Source organism: Streptomyces venezuelae (assembly GCF_008642275.1).
Lineage (GTDB): Bacteria > Actinomycetota > Actinomycetes > Streptomycetales > Streptomycetaceae > Streptomyces > Streptomyces venezuelae_E.
On record NZ_CP029189.1, the window covers coordinates 2,184,713 to 2,209,187 of the forward strand.

General features: G+C 72.6%; 17 protein-coding genes. 11 read left to right on the forward strand and 6 right to left on the reverse strand.

What is annotated here, in order from left to right:
* Positions 1–28: 28 nt before the first annotated feature.
* On the forward strand, positions 29–358 hold the full coding sequence (locus DEJ51_RS09275) for a hypothetical protein (RefSeq protein ID WP_150257162.1): 330 nt from the start codon (positions 29–31) through the stop codon (positions 356–358).
* Positions 359–703: 345 nt separating this feature from the next.
* A complete protein-coding gene (locus DEJ51_RS09280) occupies positions 704–1,300 on the forward strand; it encodes a winged helix-turn-helix domain-containing protein (protein ID WP_150257163.1) in 597 nt (198 codons plus the stop codon).
* A 96-nt stretch (positions 1,301–1,396) separates the two neighbouring features.
* On the opposite strand, the gene DEJ51_RS09285 is transcribed toward DEJ51_RS09280, so the two are convergent.
* Both DEJ51_RS09285 and DEJ51_RS09290 read right to left on the reverse strand, forming a co-directional pair.
* A complete protein-coding gene (locus tag DEJ51_RS09285; protein ID WP_190620270.1) occupies positions 1,397–2,839 on the reverse strand; it encodes a PepSY-associated TM helix domain-containing protein in 1,443 nt (480 codons plus the stop codon).
* Positions 2,840–2,902: 63 nt separating this feature from the next.
* Complete coding sequence (locus DEJ51_RS09290) at positions 2,903–3,634, reverse strand: hypothetical protein (protein WP_150257165.1); 732 nt, start codon at positions 3,632–3,634, stop codon at positions 2,903–2,905.
* Positions 3,635–3,718: 84 nt separating this feature from the next.
* Between DEJ51_RS09290 and DEJ51_RS09295 the strand changes: the two genes are divergently transcribed.
* The 8 genes from DEJ51_RS09295 (at position 3,719) to DEJ51_RS09330 (ending at position 12,143) form a co-directional block, all read left to right on the forward strand.
* Positions 3,719–4,306, forward strand: a complete 588-nt coding sequence (locus DEJ51_RS09295; protein ID WP_223835727.1) for a rhomboid-like protein — start codon at positions 3,719–3,721, stop codon at positions 4,304–4,306.
* Between the two features lie 25 nt (positions 4,307–4,331).
* A complete protein-coding gene (locus DEJ51_RS09300) occupies positions 4,332–5,123 on the forward strand; it encodes a tyrosine-protein phosphatase (RefSeq protein WP_150257166.1) in 792 nt (263 codons plus the stop codon).
* 116 nt (positions 5,124–5,239) lie between these two features.
* A complete protein-coding gene (locus DEJ51_RS09305) occupies positions 5,240–7,150 on the forward strand; it encodes a hypothetical protein (RefSeq protein WP_223835728.1) in 1,911 nt (636 codons plus the stop codon).
* Between the two features lie 162 nt (positions 7,151–7,312).
* On the forward strand, positions 7,313–8,767 hold the full coding sequence (locus tag DEJ51_RS09310; RefSeq protein ID WP_150257168.1) for a hypothetical protein: 1,455 nt from the start codon (positions 7,313–7,315) through the stop codon (positions 8,765–8,767).
* A 116-nt stretch (positions 8,768–8,883) separates the two neighbouring features.
* Positions 8,884–9,780: a metal-dependent hydrolase gene (locus tag DEJ51_RS09315; protein WP_150257169.1), complete on the forward strand. Its 897-nt coding sequence runs from the start codon at positions 8,884–8,886 to the stop codon at positions 9,778–9,780.
* Entirely contained in the window at positions 9,777–10,823 is a 1,047-nt protein-coding gene (locus DEJ51_RS09320) for a PDR/VanB family oxidoreductase (RefSeq protein ID WP_150257170.1), read from the forward strand. The genes DEJ51_RS09315 and DEJ51_RS09320 overlap by 4 nt, the downstream gene beginning before the upstream one ends.
* 23 nt (positions 10,824–10,846) lie before the next feature.
* Positions 10,847–11,563 (forward strand): TetR/AcrR family transcriptional regulator, encoded by a 717-nt coding sequence (locus tag DEJ51_RS09325; RefSeq protein ID WP_150257171.1) that lies wholly within the window; start codon positions 10,847–10,849, stop codon positions 11,561–11,563.
* 43 nt (positions 11,564–11,606) lie between these two features.
* Positions 11,607–12,143 carry a GNAT family N-acetyltransferase gene (locus DEJ51_RS09330; RefSeq protein ID WP_150257172.1) on the forward strand — a complete coding sequence of 179 codons (537 nt, stop codon included), beginning with the start codon at positions 11,607–11,609 and terminating at the stop codon, positions 12,141–12,143.
* Here the strand turns inward: DEJ51_RS09330 and pulA are convergent.
* The gene (gene pulA, locus DEJ51_RS09335; RefSeq protein WP_223835729.1) at positions 12,130–17,499 is read right to left on the reverse strand and encodes a pullulanase-type alpha-1,6-glucosidase; all 5,370 of its coding nucleotides are present in this window, start codon (positions 17,497–17,499) and stop codon (positions 12,130–12,132) included. The genes DEJ51_RS09330 and pulA overlap by 14 nt on opposite strands.
* A 103-nt stretch (positions 17,500–17,602) precedes the next feature.
* A complete protein-coding gene (locus DEJ51_RS09340; RefSeq protein WP_150257174.1) occupies positions 17,603–19,315 on the reverse strand; it encodes a carbohydrate-binding module family 20 domain-containing protein in 1,713 nt (570 codons plus the stop codon).
* Between the two features lie 367 nt (positions 19,316–19,682).
* On the opposite strand from DEJ51_RS09340, the gene DEJ51_RS09345 reads away from it, so the two are divergent.
* Entirely contained in the window at positions 19,683–21,671 is a 1,989-nt protein-coding gene (locus DEJ51_RS09345) for a multicopper oxidase family protein (RefSeq protein WP_223835730.1), read from the forward strand.
* A 97-nt stretch (positions 21,672–21,768) separates the two neighbouring features.
* Here DEJ51_RS09345 and DEJ51_RS09350 read toward each other — a convergent pair whose 3' ends face one another.
* On the reverse strand, positions 21,769–22,770 hold the full coding sequence (locus tag DEJ51_RS09350; protein WP_223835731.1) for a LacI family DNA-binding transcriptional regulator: 1,002 nt from the start codon (positions 22,768–22,770) through the stop codon (positions 21,769–21,771).
* Complete coding sequence (locus DEJ51_RS09355; protein WP_150257176.1) at positions 22,767–24,416, reverse strand: glycoside hydrolase family 13 protein; 1,650 nt, start codon at positions 24,414–24,416, stop codon at positions 22,767–22,769. The genes DEJ51_RS09350 and DEJ51_RS09355 overlap by 4 nt, the downstream gene beginning before the upstream one ends.
* Positions 24,417–24,475 lie beyond the last annotated feature (59 nt).

The window sequence follows — 24,475 nt, forward strand, 5'->3', positions numbered from 1 at the left end:
TGTCAGTGGCGCGTGCGACGGTAGGGGCATGTTGGCGATCAGGATCCAGACGGAGCGCGGCGAGTCCTACGAACGCCCCGCGCTCGGCGCGTTGTCCGAGCTCGTGGAGCGCATCGGCGCGGACGGCGACCGCTTCCTCGTCGTCGAGCGGATCGTCGAGGACCCGGACGTCTACATACAGGTCTGGCACGACGAGGGCGGCGACTACCAGTTGGAGCACCGGGACGGGTCCGGCGACCGGCACTTCCAGGCGTACCTGCCCGCGGCGGGCGAGGTGGTGGAGGTCATGGCGCGCTGGGCCCGCCAGGAGAAGGGCTGGGACGTCGGGCCGCGTTGGCGGCGACTCGACCTCCCCTGAGGGGTCTTTTGTCCAGGATTGATAGGGTCGTGAACTCGCAATGTGAGATGTCCATCCACAAGCTGAGACGGGGCCTGCCCCGGGGACATGACATCTGCTTGAATGGGGCCATGGCCAGCCATTCGCACACCTCGTCAGGTCGCAGCGACCTCGAGCCTTTCTGGCCGTCCCGTCAGGATCACGATTACGACCGGGAGTGTTGCCGCGCGAAGAACGCGCCGGCCCTCTAAAGCCTCCGGGATCACCCACCTGACCTTCTCCGAGGCCTTCGGTCTGCGCGGTATCGACATCGACGACGTACGCACGTCTCCTGCCGACCACTCCGCGTGAAAGAGCTGACCACTCATGGCGAACACCCGCTCCCTCTCCTCCGCCGCCACCGCTGCGACCACTCCCCTGACCTATCCGCCCAGTCCGCGCCACCGTCTCCGGTCCGTCGACCGGGACGAGGTGTCCCGGGTCGTGGACTTCCTGCCTCCGGGCGCCACCTGGCTGCCCGCGCCCCAGCACACCCTGCCGACGCTGCCCGGCCAGCCGCCGATGGTCGGCTACCTGGTGCTCGTACCGGCCGACCAGCAGCCTCCGATCGCCTTCGCCCCGCAGGCGGTGGCCGCCGCGGTCCCGCCGGCCCCGGCCGCCCCGGCTCCGGCCGGCCCCGGCGACGGCCTGGTCCGGATCGACTCGGCGCGGCGCACCGCCGAGGTCGGCGGCCGGCCGCTCGACCTGACGTACCTGGAGTTCGAGCTGCTGGCCCACCTGGTGCAGCACCCGCACCGGGTGCACAGCCGGGACCAGCTGGTCACCACGGTCTGGGGCTACGGGCACGTCGGCGACGGCCGGACCGTGGACGTCCACATCGCCCGTCTGCGCCGCAAGCTGGGCGCCTCCCACCGTGCCACGATCCAGACGGTGCGCCGGGTCGGCTACAAGTACGCACCCTGAGCTTCCGGTTGATCCGACGACGGCGGGCCCGCACTCCCCGGGGGAGTGCGGGCCCGCCTCGTTCGTGACGGCGACCGGCCGGGCGCCACCCGGCTGCTACGCGGCCGCGGCCCTGCGGCCCGCGACGACGCCCAGCAGGACGTCGACCGCGAGGAAGACGACGAGGCTGATCCCGAGCAGCGGGACGAACCAGCCGATCACGGCCGTCACCGCGGCCAGCGGCAGCAGCACGGTCACCGGGAGCTTGCGCCAGGCACCGCGCGGCTGCGCACGGCCGACGGACAGCTTGCGGTCCTTCGTCGGCCGGCGCAGCCACCACATGCGGTAGCCCCAGAAGACGAGGAACATCACGGCGACGGCGAGCGCGGCCAGCGCGATCTGGTTGGCGAGACCGAAGGTCGTGCCCATGTGGAGGTCGATGCCGAAGCGGGTCATCTGGGCGAGGACCGGATAGTCGGCGAAGCGCAGTTCGTCCATGACGCGGGCGTCCGCGGGGTCGACGGCGACCGAGTCCAGGTGCACCGGCACCAGTTTGTCCTGCTCCTTGACGACGTAGCCCTTGCCCTTGGCGGGCAGGGTCACGCGGAGCGCCTCGGTGACGCCCGCGGCCCGGGCGGCGTCCACGGCCTTGTCGATGCCGACGTCGGTGGTGGGCGCGGGCGGCGGGGCCATCTGCGTGCCGTCGGGCATGGTGTGCCCGGCGTGCTCGTCGGAACCGCCGTCCGCCCCGGCGCCGAGCTGCGCGGAGACGGCGGGGGTGGCCCCGCCGAGGCGGTCCTGGAGCTGCCCGATGTTCTCGCCGGCGTACTTCGACCAGGTCAGGCCGGTCGCGGAGAGCACGACGAGTCCGGCGACGGCCCACAGGCCGACGGCTCCGTGCCAGGACAGGGTGCGGCGCCGGCCGGTCGCCTTGCGGTCCGGGAGGACCAGCTGCGACCTGCGCTTGCGGCGGCGGCCCAGCCATAGGGCGAGTCCGCCGAGGGCGACGACCCACATCCAGCTCGCGGCGAGCTCGCTGTAGTTCCGGCCGAACTCACCCAGTTGGAGGCTGGAGTGGAACTCGCTCAGCCAGGCCCGCAGCGGCAGCGCGTCGCCGACGGTGGCGAGCTGCCCGCGCACCTCGGCCGTGTACGGGTCGACGAAGACGGTGAGGGTCTCGCCCTCCGGAAGACCCGGGCTCTCCATGATCACCCGGGTGGTGGCCTCGGCGTCGGGGGCCGGCCACACGGACACGACCTCGCCCGCGGGGGCGGCCCCCTTGGCCGCGTCGACCTGGGCGCTGAGCGGCAGGGCGCTCTCCCCGACGCGGGAGACGGTCAGCTCGTCGGAGTAGATGATCGCCTCGGCCTGCCAGGAGGCGGCGTAGAGCAGCCCGGTGGCGGCGGCGAGGAAGATCAGCGGGGCGACGAGCAGCCCCGCGTAGAAGTGCATGCGCAGGAGCAGCGGCCGTACGGCGGCCCAGCTGCCGCCGCGGTTCTTGGCCGTCGGGGCCGGTTCGGCGTCCGGGGTGCGGACGTCTTGAGCCTCGTCAAGAGACATGGGGATCCTAGGGGTTGGTGAAGGCATGGGGACTCGGGCCCCAGGTCTCACCGCTTCGCCAGGTCAGGCGTGGGCAGGCCGTCCGGGGGCCGTGGAACGCGGGAGCGGAGCGCGTCCGGGCGGCCCGCGGCGCACCACGGCATGGGCGTGCACGGCTCCGCGCAGGCGGCGCGGCCGTTCGTTCCGGGCGGGGAGGACGGGCGGCGCCGGAGGGGCGGCCACCCGGGCCCGGACCAGTGCGAGCGCGCGGGCGAGCGGCCGGGCCGCGTGCAGCGCGGCGGCGGCCAGGACGCGGGCCAGCCGGAAGACGGCTGCCTCGCCGCGGGCGAGCCAGGCGGCGCAGAGCAGCCCGGCGAGCACGTGGGCGGCGATCATCCCGGCTCCGCCGTGGCCGGCCATGCCGCTCATGCCGTTCATGCCCGCCATCCCGGCGGTGCCGGCCGTGTGGGCCATGTCGGCCACGTCCGCCATGCCGGGGGCTTCGGCGGCCATCGCGCCCGCGTCCGCGGTCGACCCGGGGTGGTGGCCGTGCGTCGGGAGGGGCGCGGCGAACGGCTTCGCGGCCACGCTTCCCGAGAAGACCAGGTGCAGTACGCCCTGTACGGAGAGCACCGCGGCGGTGATGCCCACGGGGCCCCGCCGCCGCCCGGCGGCGAGCCAGGCGAGCCCACAGGTCACCGCGAAGGCACCCAGAAGGCCGAACAGGGGGATGTCCGCTCCGGACATGACCGAGTGCCCCGTCGCGCCCAAAGCGACACACATCGCCGCGAACATCGCGGCTCGGGTGGCGCGCATCGGCGCGAATGATTCGAACATGGCCGGGACATGTTCGCACGGGGCGCCGTGGTTCCCGCCAGGGGCTTATCCGATCATGAGCAGATGAATCCGATTCCGTGGGGAGCGGTGTACGCCGGCGGGGTGCAGCTCGGGGCCTACGCCCTGGAGCGCACCGGCGCGGCCGAGCGGGAGCGACTGCTCCGGGACTGCTCGACGAACGTCGACAATCTCGCCTCCGGCCGCTGGGAGACGCTGCTGAGCAGCGCTCTCGTCGTCGAGGAGCCCATGCCCCTGCCCTACGCGCTGCTGCTCGTCGCGGTCCTCGGCTACGCCGAGTACGCCTACGGAGCCTGGTGGACGGCCGCGGTGTTCCTGTTCGGGCACGCCGCGGCGACCCTCCTCGTCTACGGGGCCCTGCGCAGGACCGCCGACCCGCGCACGCGGCGCGCGGTGGACGTGGGGACGAGCTACGGGTTCAACACCGTGCTCGGCTCGCTGACCTCGGCCCTGCCGCGGGGGGCGGTCCGTACGGCCGCACGGGTGGGGCTGCTCGCGCTCGCGGCGGCGCCGCTGGTCCGGCGGGGGCGGACCTTCACGGACGCCGGGCACCTGGCCGCGCTCGGGGTGGGCATCGGGGTCTCCCTGGCCTTCGATTGCCTTTCCGGGGCAAAGCATCGGAAAATTACATGAACCACACCCAGCAGGAGCTGCCACGATGACCGCCACCCCGTCCACCACCGTCGCCAACCTCCGCGACCTCGGCGGCACCCCGCTCCCCGGCGGCCGCACCGTCCGCCCCGGCCTGGTCCTGCGCTCCGGCCAGCTCGACCGGCTCGACCTCGACGCCGACCCGGTGGTGGCCGCGCTGGGCCTGCGTACCGTCATCGACTTCCGCACCGACGCCGAGCGCGCCGACCACCCCGACCGGATACCCGCCGGGGCCCGGGCCCTCGTCGGCGACGTCCTCGCCGACAAGCTGAACTCCGCCCAGGTGCCCGCCGCCCAGCTGAAGGACCTGCTGTCCGACCCTGCCGTGGCCGAGAAGCACCTGGGCGGCGGCCGGGCGCAGGCGCTGTTCGCCGACACCTACCGGTCCTTCGTGAACTCCGGCTCCGCTCAGGCCGCGTACCGCATGCTGCTGACCGAGGCCGCCGACGCCGCCTCGGGCCCGCTGCTGTTCCACTGCACGGCCGGCAAGGACCGGACGGGCTGGGGCGCGACGGTCATCCTGGCGCTGCTGGGCGCGGACGACGAGACGCTGATGGCCGAATACCTGTCCGTCAATCCGGCGGTGAAGCGGGCCTTCGCCCCGATGATCGAGGGCTTCACCGCGGCCGGCGGCGACCCGGACATCGCGCTCGCGCTGATCGGTGTCTTCCCCTCCTACCTGCAGGCGGCCCTGGACGAGGTGGAGACGCGGTACGGATCCATGGAGAAGTACGTGCGCGAGGGGCTCGGTGTCTCCGACGAGACGGTCGAGGCGCTGCGCGCCCGTCTGGTGGTCTGATCCGGCACCCCGGGACCGCCCTCCGACGCCGGGGCCCGGCGCCCCGCACCCGGTGACCATCCGACGATTCGCTCGTTCTGCTGAACGTGACTGCGCCGGATACCGCCACCCGCCCCATGCCTCCCGTGTCTCCCGTGCCGCCGGACGTCGAGCAGGCCGAGGCAGCCATCGTCGAGCACTATCCCCGGCTGGTGCGGCTGGCCTATCTGGTGCTGCCGCCGGCCCTCGGCCGCAACCGGCGGGTGCTCACCGCGCACTCCCTGGTCCAGCGGGCACTGCCGCGCGGGCGGCGGGACTCGGCGGCGGCCGCGGCCGCCGTGCGGGGCGGGGTGCCGGGGCAGCGGGACGGGGCGGAGGACTCCGGGTACGCGTACGTCCGGCTGCGCGTGCTGCGCGCGGCCCTGGAGGCGGGGATCCCGCTGACCTTCCGGGCGCTGCCGCGGCGGGCCCAGCTCCCACCGGTGCTCCCCCAGGTGTGGGGGCTGCGGTTGTTCCCCCGCTCGGGCGGCGCCGAGGAGCTGGCCCTCGACCAGTGGCTGGCCACCCTCGACGGGCCGGGCCGGGCCGCCTGCGTGCTGCGGGCACTGGAGCGGCTGTCCGAGCCCGAGGTGCTCCGGGTGCTCGACGAGGCCGGGGTGCCGGATCCGGCCGCCGCGGCCCGGGAGTCCGGGGATCCGGCGAACGACGCCCTGTTCGCCTCCCCCGAGTTCGACCCGTGCGTGCTCCAGGCCCGGCCCACCGACCTGCTGCGGCGGCGGCGTCTCGGGCGGGCGGCGCTGGCCGCCGGGGCCGCCCTCGCCGTGTGCGGGGCGCTGCTCGCGCTGCCCGGCGGGGGCTGGGGCTCGGACGGGGCCGCCGCCCCGCTCTATGCGCGCAACGCCGCGGCCGAGCAGGCCCTGGATCCCGCGAAGCTGGTGCGGGCGGCGCCCGCCCTCTGGCGCACGTCGTCCCGTACGGACTTCTCCACCTGGCCCGCGCGCGGCGACCGGGCCGGCGACACCGAGCTGCTGCGCCGGGCGCTGGCCGTGTGGGCCCGGCCGGGCGCCTCGGTGGTCACCTCGGCCACTGCGGGCACACCGGCCGGGCCGCCGATGGGACCGGCGCAGCTGCTGTTCGCGGGCGCCGTGGACCAGGCCGTCGTGGTCCTGATGTACGACGGCCTGCGCGTGGTGCGCTACGCCGAACCGCGGACCGGGACCGCGGGCGCCGCCCTGGACTTCGCCCGGACCGACGGCGCTTCGGCGGAGACCGCCACCGCGCTGGTGCTCAGCCGGGTCGACGGCAACGTCCGCTATCTCACCGCGCCCTGGGTCACCGGCACCGCGCTGCGGGACCTGCTCAAGCCCGCCGCCCCCGTGGTGGCGCTGAAGACGGGACCGGACGGGGTGACCCCGCCGGTGGCGGGTCCGGCCCCGGCCGGCAGCTGTACGAGCTGGAACGCGCTGGCGTTGACGGGCGACGGCGCCACCCGGCTGATCACCGACCTCGGTGAACTGACCCCGGCCCGGCTGACGTCGGGTGCGCCGGGCGCCGAGCGTGACGTGACGGAGGCCGCGGAGCTCGGGGACTGGTCGAGGATCGCCTGTCTGCTGCCGGCGGTCCGCTCGCACGGGGTCCGCACGGTCAACGCGTGGACGTACGCGAAGCAGCCGCTGCCGGAGGGCGACGGGACGGCGGCCTGGCTCTGCACGCGGGCCGAGACCTGGCAGGGGTCGGCCGACCGGGTGCAGGCGCAGTTCCTGGCTCCGGGTGCCCCGATGGCGGCGCAGGCGGCCCGCTCCGAGGGATCGGCGGCCTGCGGGCCGCGGGAGCCGCGGGTGCTGGCGGGCGTGCTGTGGAAGTCGCGGGCCGGCCAGTGGTACGTGCTGGCGGCGGGCAGTGCGCAGTTCGCCTCGCTGTCGGTGTCGGGCGGCGGGGTGAGCGGATCGGCGCACGGCAACCGGCTGGCGGTGAAGGCGCCGGCGGGTGCACAGGTGGACCTGTCGGGCAAGCTGACGGACGGGACGAAGGCGGGCGTGCTGCGCTAGGGGGTGTCCTCGCACGTGGGTGGGTGAAGCTTCAACCGTCAGGAACGGGCGGGTAGTTGGCGGGATCCGGACATGACGGTCGCCGTGGACACATGGCATGATCTGATTCCGGTTACCAAGCGGTAACCCCAACACCCCTCCCCCACCTGGAAGTCACCCCACGTGCGCACGCTCACCCGACGCCTCCTCATACCCGGCCTGACCGCCCTGGCCCTCACCGCCACCGGCTGCGGCTCGACCCCTCACACCGGCGCCGACGGACCGGCCGCCCCCGCCGCCGTCACCCCCTCGTCCGACGGCACCTCGCAGCAGCTCGACGTGGCCGCGGCCCCGCAGGGGACGTCCACCCCGGCGGCCGTGGCCCGGGCCGACGGGAAGGGCAAGACCGAGCAGTCCACGCTGAAGGTCGCCTCCTACGACAAGGCCAGCGGCCGGGCCGTCATCGCCAAGTCCACTCCGCAGCCGGCCGGTTCACCCACCCCCGGCAAGCCGTCCGGGACGGGCAAGGCCCCTGGGACGGGCAAGTCGCCGGAGGCCGGCAAGTCCCCCGAGGCCGACAAGCCCGTGGCGGTGGGCGACGTCATCGCCAGCGCTCCGGCCCCCGGCGCCCCCGCGGGCCTGCTCGCCAAGGTCACCGAGGTCGTCGGCAAGACCGACCGGGGCACCGAGGTCAAGACCGCCCCCACCACGCTGGCCGCCGTCCTGGGCGACGACAAGGCCGACGGCAAGGTCCCCGTCGACCCGGCCGCGGTCACCGTGGAACCCCTGACGAAGGGCGTCACCTTCTCCTGGGCCAAGGGCCCGGGTCTGACCTTCGGCCCCGAGGGCGCGAAGCTGCCGCTCGGCAACCTGCGGCTCGACGTCAACGCCTCCGTCGACACGGCGCCGGACGCCCCCGCCTCGGCCGGCGCCTCGGTGTCCGGGTTCGTCCAGCTCGCCCCGCAGGTCGAGTTCGCGTACGACGGCAGCGCCGGCGGCGCCCCCGGTCCGCGCGGCGCCTTCCTCGGCATGAGCGGCGACTGGTCCTCGCAGTGGAAGCTCCAGGGCCGCGCCGCCGCGAGCACCGGAGCGCCCAAGCGGATCCCGTTCGCCAAGCTGCACAGCTCGCCCGTCATCCAGGTCGGCCCGGTGCCGGTCGTCGTCAACCTCGACCTGACCTGCTACATCCAGGTGGAGGCCGACGGCCGCGTGACCGTCGAGGTCCAGCAGGACGTCAAGGGTGACTTCAAGGTCGGCGGCAGCTACGCCGCGGGCAAGGGCTGGACCCCGGTGAGCGCCTCGAACGTGCAGAGCACGCCGGTCCGGGCGAGCGTCACCGCCGCCGGGAAGGTCAAGGGCGCGATCGGCGCCGAGGCCTCCGTCGGCCTCTACGGGGCCGTCGGCGTCACCGCGGACTTCTCCCCGTACGTGCGCGGCGAGGGAGACGTCAAGGCGACGGCGTCCAGCGACGGCAAGACCTCCCTGGAGGGCGCCTGGGCGCTGTACGGCGGCTTCGACCTGAGCGGGAACCTCCAGCTCCAGCTGTCGCTGTTCGGCACGCCCCTCTTCGAGCGCAAGATCCCGCTGGGCACCCTCAACCGCGAGTGGGCGCTGTCGACCGGCCACATCAAGCGGTAGCCGGCGGGACGTCGGTACCGACACTGCCCGGGTGCGCGAGCGCCCGGGCGGTGTCATGTCGGAGAAGTCCGCGCAGGGGGCTTCTCCTCCCACCTACCCATCAGTACATTGACGCCATGTCTAATACGCCGCTCGCGCCCGTCCCCGTGGCGTCGGAACACGTGGACCTGAGGCCCCGGAACGTGTCCTTCGGCTGGGAGGACACCCCGCTCCACTGGCTGCCCGGCGACCCCTTCGCCGGGCACATGATCAATGTGCTGCACCTGCTGCTTCCCGCCGGCGAGCGCTGGTTCGTACACGTCTACAAGCAGGTGCTCCCGTACATCGAGGACGAGCAACTGCGGGCGGACGTCGTCGGGTTCATCGGCCAGGAGGCCATGCACGCTTCCGCGCACGACGACGTGCTCCCGCACCTGAAGCGGCTCGGACTGGACCCGACTCCCTACACCGCGCAGGTGGACTGGCTGTTCGAGAAGCTCCTCGGCGACCGGACCCTCCCGCCGGGCCGGGCCGCCCGCTGGTGGCTGATGGAACGGGTCGCGATGATCGCGGCGATCGAGCACTACACGGCGTTCCTGGGCGACTGGGTGCTGAACGCCGACGCGCTGGACCAGCGGGGAGCCGACCCCACCATGCTGGACCTGCTGCGCTGGCACGGGGCGGAGGAGGTCGAGCACCGCTCGGTGGCCTTCGACCTCTTCATGCACGTCGACGGCGGCTACCGCCGCCGGGCCCGGACCTGGGCGACCGCCTTCTCGGCCCTGGTGTTCCTGTGGCAGCGCGGGGTGCGGTTCTTCATGGAGAACGACCCACACCTGGTCGACGGCAAGGCCTCCTTCGGGAAGTTCTTCGTGGCCGGGCAGCAGGGGGTGCTCCCCTCCACGGGGGCGATGCTGAAGTCCATCCCGAAGTACCTCTCCCGCACCTACCACCCCTCGCAGGAGGGATCGACGGCCCAGGCGGTGGCCTATCTCGCCGCCTCCCCCGGCGCGAACGGCGGGGTGCGGGCATGAGGCGCGCCCTCGCGGTCACGGCCGCCCTGGGCGCGGCCTGGGTGACCAGGCGTGCGCTGGGGCGCCGCATCGGCGACTCGCCGCTCTGGCCGCTGCCGGCCCTGGAGACACCGGTCTCGGGCCACTCCCCGCGCCGCGCGCTGCGGGCGCTGATCGTCTCCCGTACGGAGCCCGCGCAGGGCGTGCTGCGGCTGACCCTGGAATCCCCCGACCTCCCGGCGTGGACCCCGGGCGCGCACGTGGACGTCACCCTGCCCTCGGGGCTCGTCCGCCAGTACTCGCTGTGCGGCGACCCGGCGGACGACGGCCGGTACACGATCGCGATCCGGCTGGTCGAGGACGGCCGGGGCGGCTCCCGCGAGGCCCACGCGCAGCTGGTCGAGGGCGCCGAGCTGGTGCTGCGCCCGCCGCGCAACCGTTTCGAGCTGGTCCCCGCGGTCTCGTACGTCTTCGTCGCGGGCGGCATCGGCATCACGCCGATCCTGCCGATGCTGCGGGCCGCCACGGCGGCGGGCGCCGACTGGACCCTCCTCTACGGGGGCCGCTCCCTCGGCTCGATGCCCTTCCTGGACGAGCTCGCTGCCTACGGCGACCGGGTCACGGTCCACCCCGAGGACGAGATGGGCCTGCCGGACCTGGCTCCGGTCGCCGGGGCCGGGCCGGGCACACCGGTCTACTGCTGCGGTCCGGAGCCGCTGATGCAGGCCGTCATGGCGGCGGCCGCGGATCCGGCGGCGGTGCACCTGGAGCGGTTCGCCCCGGCGGACGGCCCCGGTCCGGGGCGGGCCTTCACGGTCGAACTGCGCCGTTCGGGGCGGGTCGTCGAGGTGGCGGCGGACGAGAGCACGCTGGCCGCGGTGCGCCGGGAGCTGCCGGACACCCCGTACTCCTGCGGGCAGGGATTCTGCGGGACCTGCCAACACCGGGTCCTGGAGGGCGCCGTGGACCACCGCGACGAGCTGCTCACGGACCAGGAGCGCGCGGACTCGATGCTGCTGTGCGTGTCCCGCGCGAAGGAGGACCGGCTGGTCCTGGACCTGTGAACGCTCCCCAGTAGGGTGTCCGCATGACAACCGGGGTGCGACGCAGGATGGGTGTCGAGGAGCGGCGGCAGCAGCTGATCGGGGTTGCCCTGGAGCTGTTCAGCAACCGCTCGCCCGACGATGTGTCGATCGACGAGATCGCGGCGGCCGCGGGGATATCCCGGCCGCTCGTCTACCACTACTTTCCGGGCAAACTGAGCCTGTACGAGGCCGCGCTGCGACGGGCGGCCGACGAGCTCGCGCTGCGGTTCGTGGAGCCCCGGGAGGGGCCGCTCGGCGGGCGCCTGCTGCGGGTGATGGGCCGGTTCTTCGATTTCGTCGACGACCACGGGCCGGGCTTCTCGGCGCTGATGCGCGGCGGTCCGGCCGTCGGCAGCAGCCGGACGAACGCGATGATCGACGAGGTCCGGCAGGCGGCGTACGAGCAGATCCTCACGCACCTGGGCATCGGGCTGGAGCGTCCGCCCGCCCGCATGGAACTGGTGGTGCGGTCCTGGGTGTCGCTCGCCGAGTCCACCGCGCTGATCTGGCTGGACGGGCGCCGGATCCCGCGGGCCGAGCTCGAACTGCAGCTGGTGCACGACTTCGCGGCGCTGGCCGCCGTAAGTGCCGCGTACGACGCGGAGATGGCGGGGATCCTCGTACGGATCCTGGCCGACGAGCCCGCCGACGGGCCCTTCGGAGAGCTGGTCGGGCGGCTCGCCGGGCTGGTGCCGGGCGAGGTGACGGATCCGCGCTGAATCCGGGGTGTGGCGGCCGCCCATGATCATCGATAATGCCCGCGTGATCATTGACGACGAGATCCTGTTCCGGCCGGCCCAGGAGAAGGACGCCGGCACGCTGGTGCAGCTGTACGACCAGGCCGCCCGGTGGATGCGCAAGCACGGGATCGATCAGTGGAAGCCCGGCGAGAAGGACGCCGCGCACTTCCGGTCGAAGATGCGCGAGGGCGAGGTGTGGCTCGCCGGCGACGCCGACGGGCGCGTGTGCGGGGCCTACGAGTTGTGGTGGTCCGACGAGGAGGCCTGGGGTGTCCAGCCGCCCGTGGCGGGCTACGTGCACCGGCTGATGGTGGCGCGCGAGGTGGCCCCCGCGGGGGCCGGGCGGCGGCTGCTCGAACACGCCGAGCGCCGGATCGCCCGGACCGGTCGGGAACGGGCGCGGCTGGACTGCGTCTCCACCAACCCCCGGCTGCTCGCGTACTACCGGGGTGCGGGCTACCGGGTGGTCGGGGAGCTCCCCAACAAACAGGGGAAGGACGGCAGGACCTACGGGGTGATCCTGCTGGAGAAGCGGCTGGACCGGCTCAGCGCCGTGTGAAGACCGAGACGGTGCGGGCGGGGACGGTGAACTCTCCTGTCTTCGCGTCGTACGCGGACTGCTTGACGGTGGTGTCGGAGCCGGCTGCCTGGACCGGGTGGAGCCGGTAGGCGGTGCCGGCGAGGGCGGGGACCCGCTGTGCCTGTCCGGTGGGGGCCGCGTTGAAGACGACCACGAGGTCGCCCAGGGTCATGGTGATCACGCCCGGGGTCTCGTCCTTGCCCGAGAGGGGGAAGGCCAGCCGGGACTGGACCGCGCCGGTCGTGGTGAGGGCGAAGTCCGGCTCGGTGGTGCGGATCCTCAGCAGGTCGCGGTAGGCGGCCGAGGTGGCGCCGATGTCCGTGCAGGTGGGCGCCGGTCCCGTGAGCAGCGGCTTCGCATAGGGCCACTTCGCGGAGTTGTCGGCGGCCGGGGGCAGGCCGCGGCCGAAGCCGTTGCCGTCCCGGCAGTCCCAGTGGATGGCGTTGAACCAGTCGCCGCTGTCGTAGGAGTTGCGGTCCAGGGACTTGGAGCGCAGCAGGTCGGTGCCCGCCTGGGAGAGGGCCGGGCCCTGCGAGAGCGCGGCCGTGGCCATGGCCAGGACCTGCATGCGGGCCTGGTCGTGGGGGCTGGTGCCGGGCGCGAGCTTGTAGGTCAGGGCGTCGGCGAGGGATTCGTTGTCATGGGCGTCGGCGTAGGCGAGGGCGTCGCCGGGGGCGGCCGCGTAGCCGGCCGGGGCGCCGTTGTAGTCCACCTCGGAGCCCTGGACGCGGCGGCCGGTGGTGTCGGTGAAGGCGTACGAGGCGAGGTTGCCGGACAGCCCGACCTTGATCAGGTCCTGGGCGTGCAGGAGGCGGGCCTTCTGCTGTTCGGGGGTGCCGTTCGCGGGCGAGGCGTTCGGGGCGGTGAACAGGCCGGAGGCGAAGCCCTGGACGCGCGGGTCCTCGTCGAAGGGGCCGCCGCCGCGGACGGCGTCCCGGGCCCGGTCCGAGAAGGTGGCGATGCCGGTGCCGGCCATGTTCTTCTGCGTGGCCTGCACGAAGCGGGCGTCGTCGGCGATCTCGCCGAAGTTCCAGCCCTCCCCGTACAGCACGATCTTCTTGCCGTCGACGCCGTCCTTGGCGAGGGTGAGGCCGTCGAGAGCCGTGCGCACCGCCAGGATGTTGGCCTTGGGGTGGTGGCCCATCAGGTCGAAGCGGAAGCCGTCGACCTTGTACTCCTTCGCCCAGGTGACGATCGAGTCGACGACCAGGCGCCCCATCATGGCGTTCTCGGGGGCGGTGTTCGCACAGCAGGTGGAGGTGGCGACGCTGCCGTCGGCCAGCAGGCGCTGGTAGTAGCCGGGGACGATGCGGTCGAGGACCGACTTGTCGGCCTGGCCCGCGGCGACGGTGTGGTTGTAGACGACGTCCATCACGGTGCGCAGCCCGGCCCCGTTCAGGGACTGGACCATCCTGCGGAACTCGACGGTGCGGGCGGTGCCGTTCGGGTCGCTGGCGTAGCTGCCCTCGGGAACGGTGTAGTGCAGCGGGTCGTAGCCCCAGTTGTACGCGTCCTTCGCGGCCGCGGCGGCCACGCAGGCCTGCTGTTCCTGCGAGTCCGGGGCGTAGACCGTGAGGTCGCAGGCGGGCTCGGTGCGGTCGGCGGCCTTCTCCGGGATGGTGCCGATGTCGAAGGCCGGCAGCAGGTGGACGTACGAGGTGCCGGCGGCGGCCAGGTCGCGCAGGTGCCGCATGCCCGCCGAGGCGGTGTCGGTGAAGGCCAGGTACTGGCCGGGGTGGCTGGTGGTGCGGTCGGCGACGGAGAAGTCGCGGACGTGCAGTTCCTGGATCTGCGCGGAGGTGAAGGGGACGGGCGCGGGCTTGCGCAGGGTCTTCCAGCCGGGCGGGGCGAGCTTCGGGTCGGCCAGGTCCACGACCAGGCTGTGGACGGAGTCCGCGGTGAGGGCGGTGGAGTAGGGGTCGGTGACGAGGTTGCGGACCACCTGGCGGGTGCTCGGGGCCCAGACGGTCACGTCGAAGCGGTAGGGCTTGCCGGTCCAGGAGCGTTCTCCGCGCACCGACCAGACACCGGTGGCGTCGTCGCGGCGCATGGCGACCTTGCGGCCGTCGAGTTCGAGGGAGACCTGCTGGGCGGTGGGCGCCCACACGGACAGGGTGGGACGGCCGTCCTTGAACACGGGGCCGAGGGCTGCGGTGGTCGCGTACAGGTCGTCGAGGACGCCGGCGAGCTGGACGCCGGTGGCGGCGAGGACCGCGCCGTTCGCGGCGCGGGCGCTCGCGACGAGCTGGCCGCGCAGGGCCTCGCGGACCCGGTCGCGGTCGCGCGGGTCGACGGGGTAGGCCCCGTACGAGGCCAGGTGCGGGAACTTCTGCTTCTGGGCGGCGGTCAGCTCGGTCCTGGCTCCCAGCCGCAGCCACTGGGCGTGGCCGGTCAGGGTGCCGTTCTCGGCCTTGACGGCACCTTCGCGGGAGGCGAGGAGCTGTACGGAGGCGGCGGTGGCGGGGGCGTTCCAGGCGAGGGTGTCACGGTCGATCCAGACGGCCTGGGACTTGGTGAGGTCCAGGGCGGCGGCGGATCCGGCGGGCTGCGGCAGGAGGTACTTCTCCTGGCCGCCCAGCATCCACACCTCGTGGCCGGTGGCCTTCAGGTCCAGGGACTGGTCGGTGGGGAGGTCCTTCTCGTCGCCCTTGTGGAGGATGTAGCTGAGGCTGGTGGCGCCGGGCGCGAGCGGGACCTCGTAGACCGCGCCGTAGGAGTCGGTGCGGGTGGGCGGGATCGGCTTGGACCAGTCGGTGGGGTTCGCGGCGCCGGTCCAGACGTGCAGGCCCCAGCCGTCGTAGGCGCCGTCGGGGCGCTGGTAGTGGAGTACGGCCTTGTTCTGGTCCTGCGGCGGGTAGGCGGGGCGGTCGGTGCGGGCGGGTTCCTTGCCCTGCTCCAACCAGATCTCGCCGGTCCTCGTCACGTCGATGGTGCGGTCGGCGGCGACGTCCTTGTTGCCGTCCTTGTCGATGACGAGGTAGCCGACGGAGGAGGCGCCGGGCTTGAGCCGGACGTACGCGAAGGCGCCGTAGGCGTCGCGGCCGGTGAAGTCGTGGCCGGCGGGCCAGGGCGTGGCTTCGCCCTCGGCGAGGTCGCCCCAGGCGTACAGCCGCCAGTTGGTGTAGTCGCCGTCGGGGCGGTTGTAGTGGACGACCGCGTGGTCCCGCTGGGTGGCGGTGGGGATCTCGGTGGGCGGGGCCTGGCCGGTGGCGGAGGAGGCGAGGGCGCTCGCGGTGCGGCCGGCGGAGTCGACGACGACGGCCTTGTAGCGCAGGGCGGTGCCGGCCGGGGTCCTCGCGTCGAGGTGCTGGGTGACCTTGTAGGGGGCGTGGTCGGCGGTGCCGAGGACCTGCCACTTCTCGTTGCCGGTCTGGGCGGCGAAGACGACGCGGTTCAGGCCGCCGCCGCTGACGTCGGCGGAGAGCTCGACGGTGCCGGAGGCGCCGGGGGCCGGGGCCCTGAGGGTCAGGGCGGGCTTGACGGCCGGCTTGGCGGCGGGGGTCACGGCCTGGAGGACGACGGAGCCGAGGGCCGGGACCGGGACGGTGAGCTTGCCGGCCGCCGAGGCGCGGATCAGTGCGGTGCCGCCGTACAGGGTGCGGTACTGGGTGCCGGCCGGGGCGTCGATCTCGACGGTGCGGGAGTCGGTGCCGTTGTTGGCGGCGACCAGGTACTCGGTGCGGGTCTTGGTGTCGGTGCGGGCGAAGGCGTAGACGGAGCCGTCGGTCAGACGTTCGCTCTGGACTCCGTCGCGCAGGGCGGGGTGCGCCTTCGTCAGCTTCGAGAGAGCACTGATCTGCCGGTAGAGCGGGTGTCCCGGATCGTAGGCATCGCTCGCGTGTGTGCGCGCCGTTCCGAGCTGGTCGTCGTCCAGGTAGTCGGCGACCTGCGTGGCGAACAGCGGCTGCCGGGCGTCCTTGTCGCCGCCGGCGCCCGTGAAGCCCTGCTCGTCACCGGAGTAGATCACCGGATTGCCCCGGGCGAAGAACATCAGCTCGTTGGCCAGCCGGTAGCGCTCCAGCAGCTCCTGCTCCCCGGCCCCCGGCCGGTCCTGCTTCAGGAAGGTGGCGAAGCGGCCCATGTCGTGATTGCCGAGGAAGGTCACCTGCTCGTAGGCGTTGGCCTTGCCGGAGGTGTACCGGTAGTCGTCGCCGAGGACGGTGGCCAGCCGGCCGGCCGCCGCGCCCTGGGAGGCGTACGCGCGGATCGCGTCCTGGAGCGGGAAGTCGAGGGTGGCGTCGAGCTTGCCGCGGGTCACGTAGGGGGAGGTGACGGCGGTGTCGGCGGAGTAGACCTCGCCGAACATGAAGAAGTCGTCCCGGCCCCGCTTGGCGGCGTAGGCGTCGAGAGCCGTCGCCCACTGCGTCCAGAACCCGGTGTCGACGTGCTTGACCGTGTCGATCCGGAAGCCGTCGATGTCGAAGTCCCGCACCCACTTCTCGTAGATCTTCTCCATCCCCTCGACGACCTCGGGACGCTCGGTCCACAGGTCGTCGAGACCGAAGAAGTCGCCCTGGTCGGAGGACTCGCCGGCGAAGGTGGAGTCACCGCGGTTGTGGTACATCGTCGGGTCGTTGAGCCAGCCCGGCACCTTGAGGTTCTTCTTCGCGTCGGGCACGAACGGGGTCCTCGGGAAGGACTCCCCGTCCACCTTGGGGAACGTGGCCTTCCCCCCGGCGGCCGCTCTTGATTCGGAAACGGTCCTGTCGTCGAACGGCACGCCGTCCTTGGCGAGGTAGGGGAACGCCCCCTTCGACAGGTACGAGTACGACGCCTCCCGGTAGTCCACGACATCGGCGGTGTGGTTGGTGATGACGTCGAAGAAGACCTTCATCCCCTTCCCGTGCGCCTTGTCGATCAGCCGCTCCAGGTCCGCGTTGGTCCCGAAGTGCGGGTCGACCTGAGTGAAGTCGGTGATCCAGTAGCCGTGGTAGCCGGCGGAGACGTCGGCCCCCTTGCCCTGCACCGGCTGGTTCTTGAAGATCGGCGCCAGCCAGATGGCCGTGGTGCCGAGCCCCTTGATGTAGTCGAGCCGGTCGGTGAGCCCCTTGAGGTCACCGCCCTGGTAGAAGCCCTTGTCCGTGGGGTCGAGGCCGGTCTCCAGGCGCGAGCCGGTCAGTCCGCCCCGGTCGTTGCGCGGGTCGCCGTTCGCGAACCGGTCCGGAAGCACGAAATAGAACTGCTCCCGGGTCAGGTCGTGGCGGGCCGGTTCGGCCGCCAGTTTCGCGTCCGAGGGCGGGGCGGGCGGCGCGCTCGTCGCGGCCGCGGCGGGAAGGGCGGGCAGGAGCGTCACGGCCAGGGCGGCGGCGAGCACTCCTGCGGCAGGGCGTATCAAGGCAGGTCTCCTTGTGTACGTGTCGCATGGTCGAGAGCCGCCCGGCGTGGCGGGGGGGATGGTGCCGGGCGGCCCTGGTCTGTGGAACGGCAGCGGCGGCGGCTCAGCTGCGCCAGGTGTCGGACAGCGTGACCCTGCCGCTCGCGGGGACGGTGGCGGTGCGGTTGGCTCCGCTCTCCCAGGTGACGTTGCCGGCGGCGTCCTTGCGGAGGTACTTGTACGAGAACGCGGTCCCGGCCGGGAGCGTCACGTCGAGTTTCCAGACCGGGTAGGCGGCCGGGTCGAGCTTCAGGGCGCTGCCGGTGTTCCAGGTGCCGAGTTCGGCGCGGTCACCGGTGACGTAGATGTTCTGCCCGGGAACGGTGGTGGCGTTGACGCCGAAAGCGGCCCCGGCGGACCCCGCCGGGGTACCGGAGCAGGTGCGGGCTCCGCCGTGCAGGGCGAGAGCCGTCCCGGCGGCGACGGTGGCGGTGAACTGCCCGCCCGGGCCGACGGTCACCGTCCGCCCGCTCTGCACGTCGCAGTAGTCTCCGCCCGGCAGCGAGGTCTGGAAGGTCCGGGTCAGGGCGGAGCCCTCGTGGTTGATCACCACGTACGCCTTGGTGCCGCGCCCGAAGGCGATCTGGTCGCCGCCGTTGTCCCACCAGTTGCCGACGGCCTGGCCCCGGGCGGCGTTGCGGAAGCCGACCATGGAGGAGATCTCCCGCCAGGCGTGCTGGCACTTCCAGCCGTCGGAGTAACAGGCGTTCACCGTGCCCCCGGCCGGCGGGCCGGCGTCCTTGTCGCTCCATTCGTAGCCGGAGTGCACGTCGGGCGAACCGTACGGCCAGGCCAGGGTGAAGACGCTGGCGAGCGTGTAAGCGGACCCGTCCTTGTAGCTGAGCGTGTCGCCGCCCCGCTCGGTGTCGTGGTTGTCGACGAAGACCCCGGCCTGGCCGCTGGGCATGTACCCCCAGGCCTCGCCGAAGTTCTTCAGGTACGCCAGGTTCTCGCTCTGGAAGACCCGCTTGAGGTCCCGGGCGTACCGGAACTCCTGCACGTCCCCGTTCCCCAGGTACTCGCTCGGCGACACGGCCTCTCCGGCCCCGTGGATCGCCTCCTGCTTCCAGTACACGCCCGGCTTGGTCAGCCGGGACTTGATGTTGGCGAGGTCGGCTGCGGGCATGTGCTTGGCGGCGTCGATCCGCAGGCCGTCCACACCGAGCGACAGCAGGTCGTTCAGGTACCCGGCGATGCGCCCGCGCACGTAGTCCTCACCGGTGTCCAGGTCGGCGAGCTGCACGAGCTCGCAGTTCTGGACGTTGCCCCGGTCCTGGTAGTTCGAGATCGAGGCCCGGCAGTCGTCCATGTCGGCGCCCGAGTAGAGCCCCGGATAGCTGTACTTCGTGTACGAGGACCCGCCGGTGCCGGTGAAAGTGGCGCCCGCGTCCGCCGGTCCGGCCATGTGATTGACGACGGAGTCGACGACGACCTTGACCCCGGCGGCGTGGCAGGTGTCGATCATGGACTTGAAGGCGGCCCGGTCCCCCAGCCGACCGGCGATCTTGTAACTGACGGGCTGGTACGAGGTCCACCACTGCCCGCCCTGCACGTGCTCCTGCGGCGGCGACACCTGCACGTACCCGTACCCGGCGGGCCCGAGGGAGTCGGTGCAGGCCTTGGCGACGGAGTCGAAGCGCCACTCGAACAGGACGGCGGTGACGTCCTTCTCGCCGGGGGGAGCGGCGGCGGCCTGTGGCCCGAGGCCCGTGAGGGTGGCGGCGGCAAGTGCGGTGGTGGCGCAAAAAGTTGCAGCTCTGACGGCTCTGGCAGGCATGCGGGGGGCCTCCTGGCGGAAGAGGTGGGGATTGGAGCGACCGTAGGGGGCAGGTAGAAGGCCTGCAAGAGTTTGCGCAAGAGATTGCAGAATTGTTTCCGAGGCGTGTCCTGTCGGCCGGGAGCCCCGGACTCCGGCCCCGGAGCGCCGAGTTCACCGCCGGGACCGCCCGCCTGCCGCGCCGCGTACGGTTCCGTCCCGGCCCGGCCCGCCGGAGGGGAAAAGGCCGGTCACACCGGGTGGATATGCTTAAACCGGCGACAATAGCTCGATCCCAATTCCTGCCCAATCACTGCCCAGATGGGCCCAACGAGCGCTTCTCGAACCCGAGCGGCGCGCTGCGGCCATGCCCCGCGAGCAGCGCTGTATGCCTTCAAGGACACACGGCGTCGGCGGAAGGCTGAAGACGATGGTCGAGCGCAGGAACTTCCTCATGGCCGGCGCCGTCGGGGGTGCGGCCGTGCTCGCGGGAAGCGCTCAGGGAGCACGGGCGTACGCGGATCCCGGCCCCGGCCGTCATCACGGCCACGAACCAGCGCCCTCGGACGCTCCGATCCCGCGGACGCCTCCGCTGGAGAAGTACGTCGACCCGCTCCCCACGCCGGAGACGGCCGTCCCGGACACCTCTGCCTACCCGGGGGCCGACTACTACGAGATCACGATGCGGCCGGGGACCTGGCAGTTCCACCGGGACCTCGGTCCGGCCGACGTGTGGGGCTACTGGGCCAGGAACCCGCGGGACCGGCACGAGCCGATCGGCATGGGTTATCTCGGGCCGACCATCAGCGTGGTCAAGGACCAGCCGACGGTCGTCAAGTACCGCAACAAGCTGCCGACCACGCACCTCTTCCAGTTCGTGATCGACGCGATCCGCAGCGGCGACCCCCAGCTCGCCCCGATCGCCCCGCCTCCGTACAAGAGCGAGCCGCCCTTCCCCGAAGACGTCAACGTGTGGAACGTCGTGCACCAGCACGGCGGTTTCACCCCGCCCCAGTCCGACGGCATGCCGCTGCACTCGTTCAGCCCGGACGGCATCCACGCCGAGTCGTACACGACCCTGGAGCCGGACCGCGTCAAGCGCAACGAGGCGATCTGCGCGTACACGAACCACGAACGCTCGTCCATGCTCTGGTACCACGACCACGGCATGGGGATGACCAGCGTCAACGTCTACGCGGGCCTGGCCGGCCTGTACCTCATCCGCGACCCCGCCGACGAGCGGCTCGGGCTGCCGCAGGGCGAGTTCGAGGTCCCCCTCGTCCTGCAGGACCGGACCTTCCACCCGGACGGCAGGCTCGCCTACACCATGACCCAGCAGGAGGGCGAGGACACCCCGGTCGTCAACGGCAAGGCCTACCCCTTCCTGGCCGTCGAGCCGCGGCGCTACCGGCTGCGGATCCTCAACGCCTCGAACGAGCGCTTCTGGCGGCTGAGGATCGACCCGCCCCGGGACGTGGTGCTCCAGCCCAGCCTTCCGTTCTGGCTGATCGGCACCGACGGCGGCTTCCGCGCCCCGCTGCAGATGCTGAACTTCCTGATCGGCCCCGCCGAACGCTACGACCTGATCGTCGACTTCAGCGGGATGCCCATGGGCTCGAAGTTCACGCTGACGAACTACCACGCACCGGTGCACTACCCCGGCGTGCCCGGCCTGGGACCGGAGATCTCCGAGGTCATGCAGTTCCAGGTCACCAAGCCCCTGTCCGGCGTGGACAGGACGACACCGCCCAAGCAGCTGAAGCTGCCCGCCGTCGTGCCCGTCCAGCCGGAACCGGGGATCCGACGCCGGGAATGGGTGCTGTACCAGCACAAGCTCTTCAGCACCATGACGTTCAACGCGGTGCCCTTCATGGAGCCGTCCCAGGACCTCGTCACGGCGGGCACGAGGGAGATCTGGGAGTACGTCAATCCCAACCACGACGCCCACCCGATGCACGTCCACCTCGTCAACTTCCAGGTGCTGAACAGGCAGCCCATCGACGCGGCCGCCTACCAGGCGGACTACGAGAAGTGGATCGACGGTGGCCGCAAGGCCGCCGACAAGCCGGTGCTGGCGAACTACTTCACCGGCCCGCCGATCCCGCCGGACCCGGACGAGGCCCGGTCCTACAAGGACACCTTCAAGTCCTATCCGGAGACCGTGACCAGGATCATCACCGACGTCTGGAACCCGCCCACGGAGCCGATCGCGGGCATCGCGAACAGCGGGACCGAGCTCCCCGCGACGTACGTCCACCACTGCCACCTGCTGGAACACGAGGACGACGACCTGATGCGCCCGTTCACGATCGTCGACCCCGGCGCCCCCCTGCCCGTCGACCAGGACGGCGGGCACGGCGGAGGCCACGGCCACTGACGGCACCGCTCCCGCCCTCCCCTGCCCGACCGTCCCCCGCGGCCGCGAAAACAAGAGGCGGGGGCGGGCTGTCGCCCACCCCCGCCCCCGGAAAGGGCTACGGCACCTGGGCCGTGGAGCCCCGGACCACCAGCTCCGGCTGGAAGACGTACTCCGTGCGCTGGACCGGGGTGCCCGACACCGCCTCCAGGAGGGCGCCCACCGCCGCCGTCGCCATCGCGCGTACCGGCTGGCGGACCGTCGTCAGCGGCGGGTCCGTGAACGGGATCAGCGGCGAGTCGTCGAAGCCGACCACCGACACGTCCTGCGGCACGCGCAGCCCGCGCTCGCGCGCCGCCCTGATGACGCCGAGCGCCATCGGGTCACTGCCGCACACGATGCCCGTGCAGCCGCGGTCCAGCAGGGCCATGCCGGCCGCGTGTCCGCCCTCGACCGTGAAGAGGGTGCGCTGGATCCGCCCCTCGGCCTCCGCGTCCGGCACGACGGACCGGAAGCCCTGCTCCTTGCGGGCCGAGGGCACGTACCGGGTCGGCCCGATGGCCAGCCCGATCCGTTCGTGCCCGAGGTCCTGCAGATGCCGTACGGCCATCTCGGCGGCCGCCCGGTCGTCCGGGGAGATGAAGGGGGCGTTCACGTGCTCGTTGAAGCCGTTGATCATCACGAACGGCAGCCCGCGGGAGGCGAGGCGCTGGTAGCGCGCCGGGTCGGCGTGGGCGTCGGCGTGCAGGCCGGACAGGAAGACGATGCCGGTGACCCCCCGCTCCTCCAGCTGCTCGACCAGCTCGTCCTCGGTGGCCCCGCCGGGTGTCTGCGTGCACAGCACCGGCGTGTACCCGTGCCCGGCCAGGGCCTGCTCGATGACCTGCGCGAACGCAGGGAAGATCGGGTTGGTGAGCTCCGGGATCAGCAGGCCGACGAGGCCGTTGCTGCGGCGTTTGAGCCGCACGGGCCGCTCGTAGCCGAGCAGGTCCATCGCGGCCAGCACCTTGTGCCGGGTGCCGGCCGCGACGCCCGCCTTGCCGTTGAGCACGCGGCTGACCGTCGCCTCGCTGACCTGGGCCTGCGCGGCGATGTCCGTCAGCCGGAGGGCGGAGGTCACCCCGCCGTCACCTGCCACCACACCGTGGTGTCGGCCGGCAGCACGCCGTCCTCGACCGCGGCGCCGCTGGACAGCAGCACCTCGCCGGTGACGGGGAGCGGTACCGCCGCACCCGTGGTGTTGGCCGCGCACAGGAAGTCCCCGCGGCGGAAGACCAGCACGCCCTCCGGGGCTTCCTGCCAGTCCACGGACTCCCCCGCGCCCAGGTCGGGGCGCTCGCGGCGCAGCCGCAGGGCGGTCCGGTACAGCTCCAGGGTGGAGGACGGGTCGCCGGTCTGCGCCTCCACGCTCAGCTCGGCCCAGGAGGCGGGCTGCGGGAGCCAGCTGCCGCCGGTGCCGAATCCGTACGGGGCCTCGGTGCCCGACCACGGGATGGGGACCCGGCAGCCGTCGCGGAAGCCGTCCTGTCCCGCCGCGCGGAAGAACGACGGGTCCTGGCGGACCTCGTCCGGCAGGTCGGTGACGTCGGGCAGGCCGAGCTCCTCGCCCTGGTAGACGTACGCCGAACCGGGCAGCGCCAGCATCAGCAGGCTCGCCGCGCGGGCCCGCCGCAGACCGAGCTCGCGGTCGCCGGGCTCGCGCAGCTGGGTGCCGAGGCCTGCAGGGTTGGCGAAGCGGGTGGCGTGCCGGGTGACGTCGTGGTTGGACAGCACCCAGGTGGTGGGGGCGCCGACGGGACGCATCGCGGCCAGCGAGCCGTCGATGACCTCGCGCAGCGCGGTCGCCTCCCAGTCGCTGGTCAGGTACTGGAAGTTGAACGCCTGGTGCATCTCGTCGGGGCGGACGTAGCGGGCCGTGCGCTCGACGGTCGGGGTCCACGCCTCGGCGACCAGGACGCGGTCGCCCTCGTACTCGTCGAGGATGCGGCGCCAGGAGCGGTAGATCTCGTGGACGCCGTCCTGGTCGAAGAAGGGCATGACGTCGTTGCCGAGCAGCTTGAGCTGGTCCCGGGCGCCGAGGTCGGGCAGGCCGGGCGCCTTGACCAGGCCGTGGGCGACGTCGACGCGGAAGCCGTCGGCGCCGAGGTCGAGCCAGAAGCGCAGGATGGAGCGGAACTCGTCCTGGACGGCCGGGTGCTCCCAGTTGAAGTCGGGCTGCTCGGGCGCGAAGAGGTGCAGGTACCACTCGCCGTCCGCGACCCGGGTCCAGGCCGGCCCGCCGAAGATCGACTCCCAGTCGTTGGGCGGCAGTTCGCCGTCCTCCCCCTTGCCGGGGCGGAAGTGGAAGCGCTCCCGGAGCCGGGACCCGGGGCCCTCCCGCAGCGCCTGCTTGAACCATTCGTGCTGGTCGGAGCAGTGGTTCGGGACGAGGTCGACAATGATGCGCAGGCCCAGTCCGTGGGCTTCGCGGATCACGGCGTCGGCGTCGTGCAGGGTGCCGAACATGGGGTCGATGGCCCGGTAGTCGGCGACGTCGTAACCGGCGTCGGCCTGCGGGGAGGCGTAGAAGGGGCTGAGCCAGACGGCGTCGACGCCCAGCTCCTTCAGGTAGGGCAGGCGGCTGCGGATGCCTTCGAGGTCCCCCATGCCGTCCCCGTTGGAGTCGGCGAAGCTGCGCGGATAGACCTGGTAGATCACCGCTTCTCTCCACCAGCCGGGCTGCGTGCCGGTGGAGGTGGGGAGCGCGTCGGCGAGGTGCTGGGTCATGGTGTCCTTGGAGAGATCGGGCCGGGGGTGAGAGGGGGCAGGCGAGGGTGGGAGGGGGT

Excerpts from the sequence above, each read along its gene's own strand:
- DEJ51_RS09275 (WP_150257162.1), top strand. The coding sequence starts at position 29 with ATGTTGGCGATCAGGATCCAGACGGAGCGCGGCGAGTCCTACGAACGC.
- DEJ51_RS09280 (WP_150257163.1), top strand. The coding sequence starts at position 704 with ATGGCGAACACCCGCTCCCTCTCCTCCGCCGCCACCGCTGCGACCACT.
- DEJ51_RS09285 (WP_190620270.1), bottom strand. The coding sequence starts at position 2,839 with ATGTCTCTTGACGAGGCTCAAGACGTCCGCACCCCGGACGCCGAACCG.
- DEJ51_RS09290 (WP_150257165.1), bottom strand. The coding sequence starts at position 3,634 with ATGCGCGCCACCCGAGCCGCGATGTTCGCGGCGATGTGTGTCGCTTTG.
- DEJ51_RS09295 (WP_223835727.1), top strand. The coding sequence starts at position 3,719 with ATGAATCCGATTCCGTGGGGAGCGGTGTACGCCGGCGGGGTGCAGCTC.
- DEJ51_RS09300 (WP_150257166.1), top strand. The coding sequence starts at position 4,332 with ATGACCGCCACCCCGTCCACCACCGTCGCCAACCTCCGCGACCTCGGC.
- DEJ51_RS09305 (WP_223835728.1), top strand. The coding sequence starts at position 5,240 with ATGCCTCCCGTGTCTCCCGTGCCGCCGGACGTCGAGCAGGCCGAGGCA.
- DEJ51_RS09315 (WP_150257169.1), top strand. The coding sequence starts at position 8,884 with ATGTCTAATACGCCGCTCGCGCCCGTCCCCGTGGCGTCGGAACACGTG.
- DEJ51_RS09320 (WP_150257170.1), top strand. The coding sequence starts at position 9,777 with ATGAGGCGCGCCCTCGCGGTCACGGCCGCCCTGGGCGCGGCCTGGGTG.
- DEJ51_RS09325 (WP_150257171.1), top strand. The coding sequence starts at position 10,847 with ATGACAACCGGGGTGCGACGCAGGATGGGTGTCGAGGAGCGGCGGCAG.
- DEJ51_RS09340 (WP_150257174.1), bottom strand. The coding sequence starts at position 19,315 with ATGCCTGCCAGAGCCGTCAGAGCTGCAACTTTTTGCGCCACCACCGCA.
- DEJ51_RS09345 (WP_223835730.1), top strand. The coding sequence starts at position 19,683 with ATGCCTTCAAGGACACACGGCGTCGGCGGAAGGCTGAAGACGATGGTC.
- DEJ51_RS09355 (WP_150257176.1), bottom strand. The coding sequence starts at position 24,416 with ATGACCCAGCACCTCGCCGACGCGCTCCCCACCTCCACCGGCACGCAG.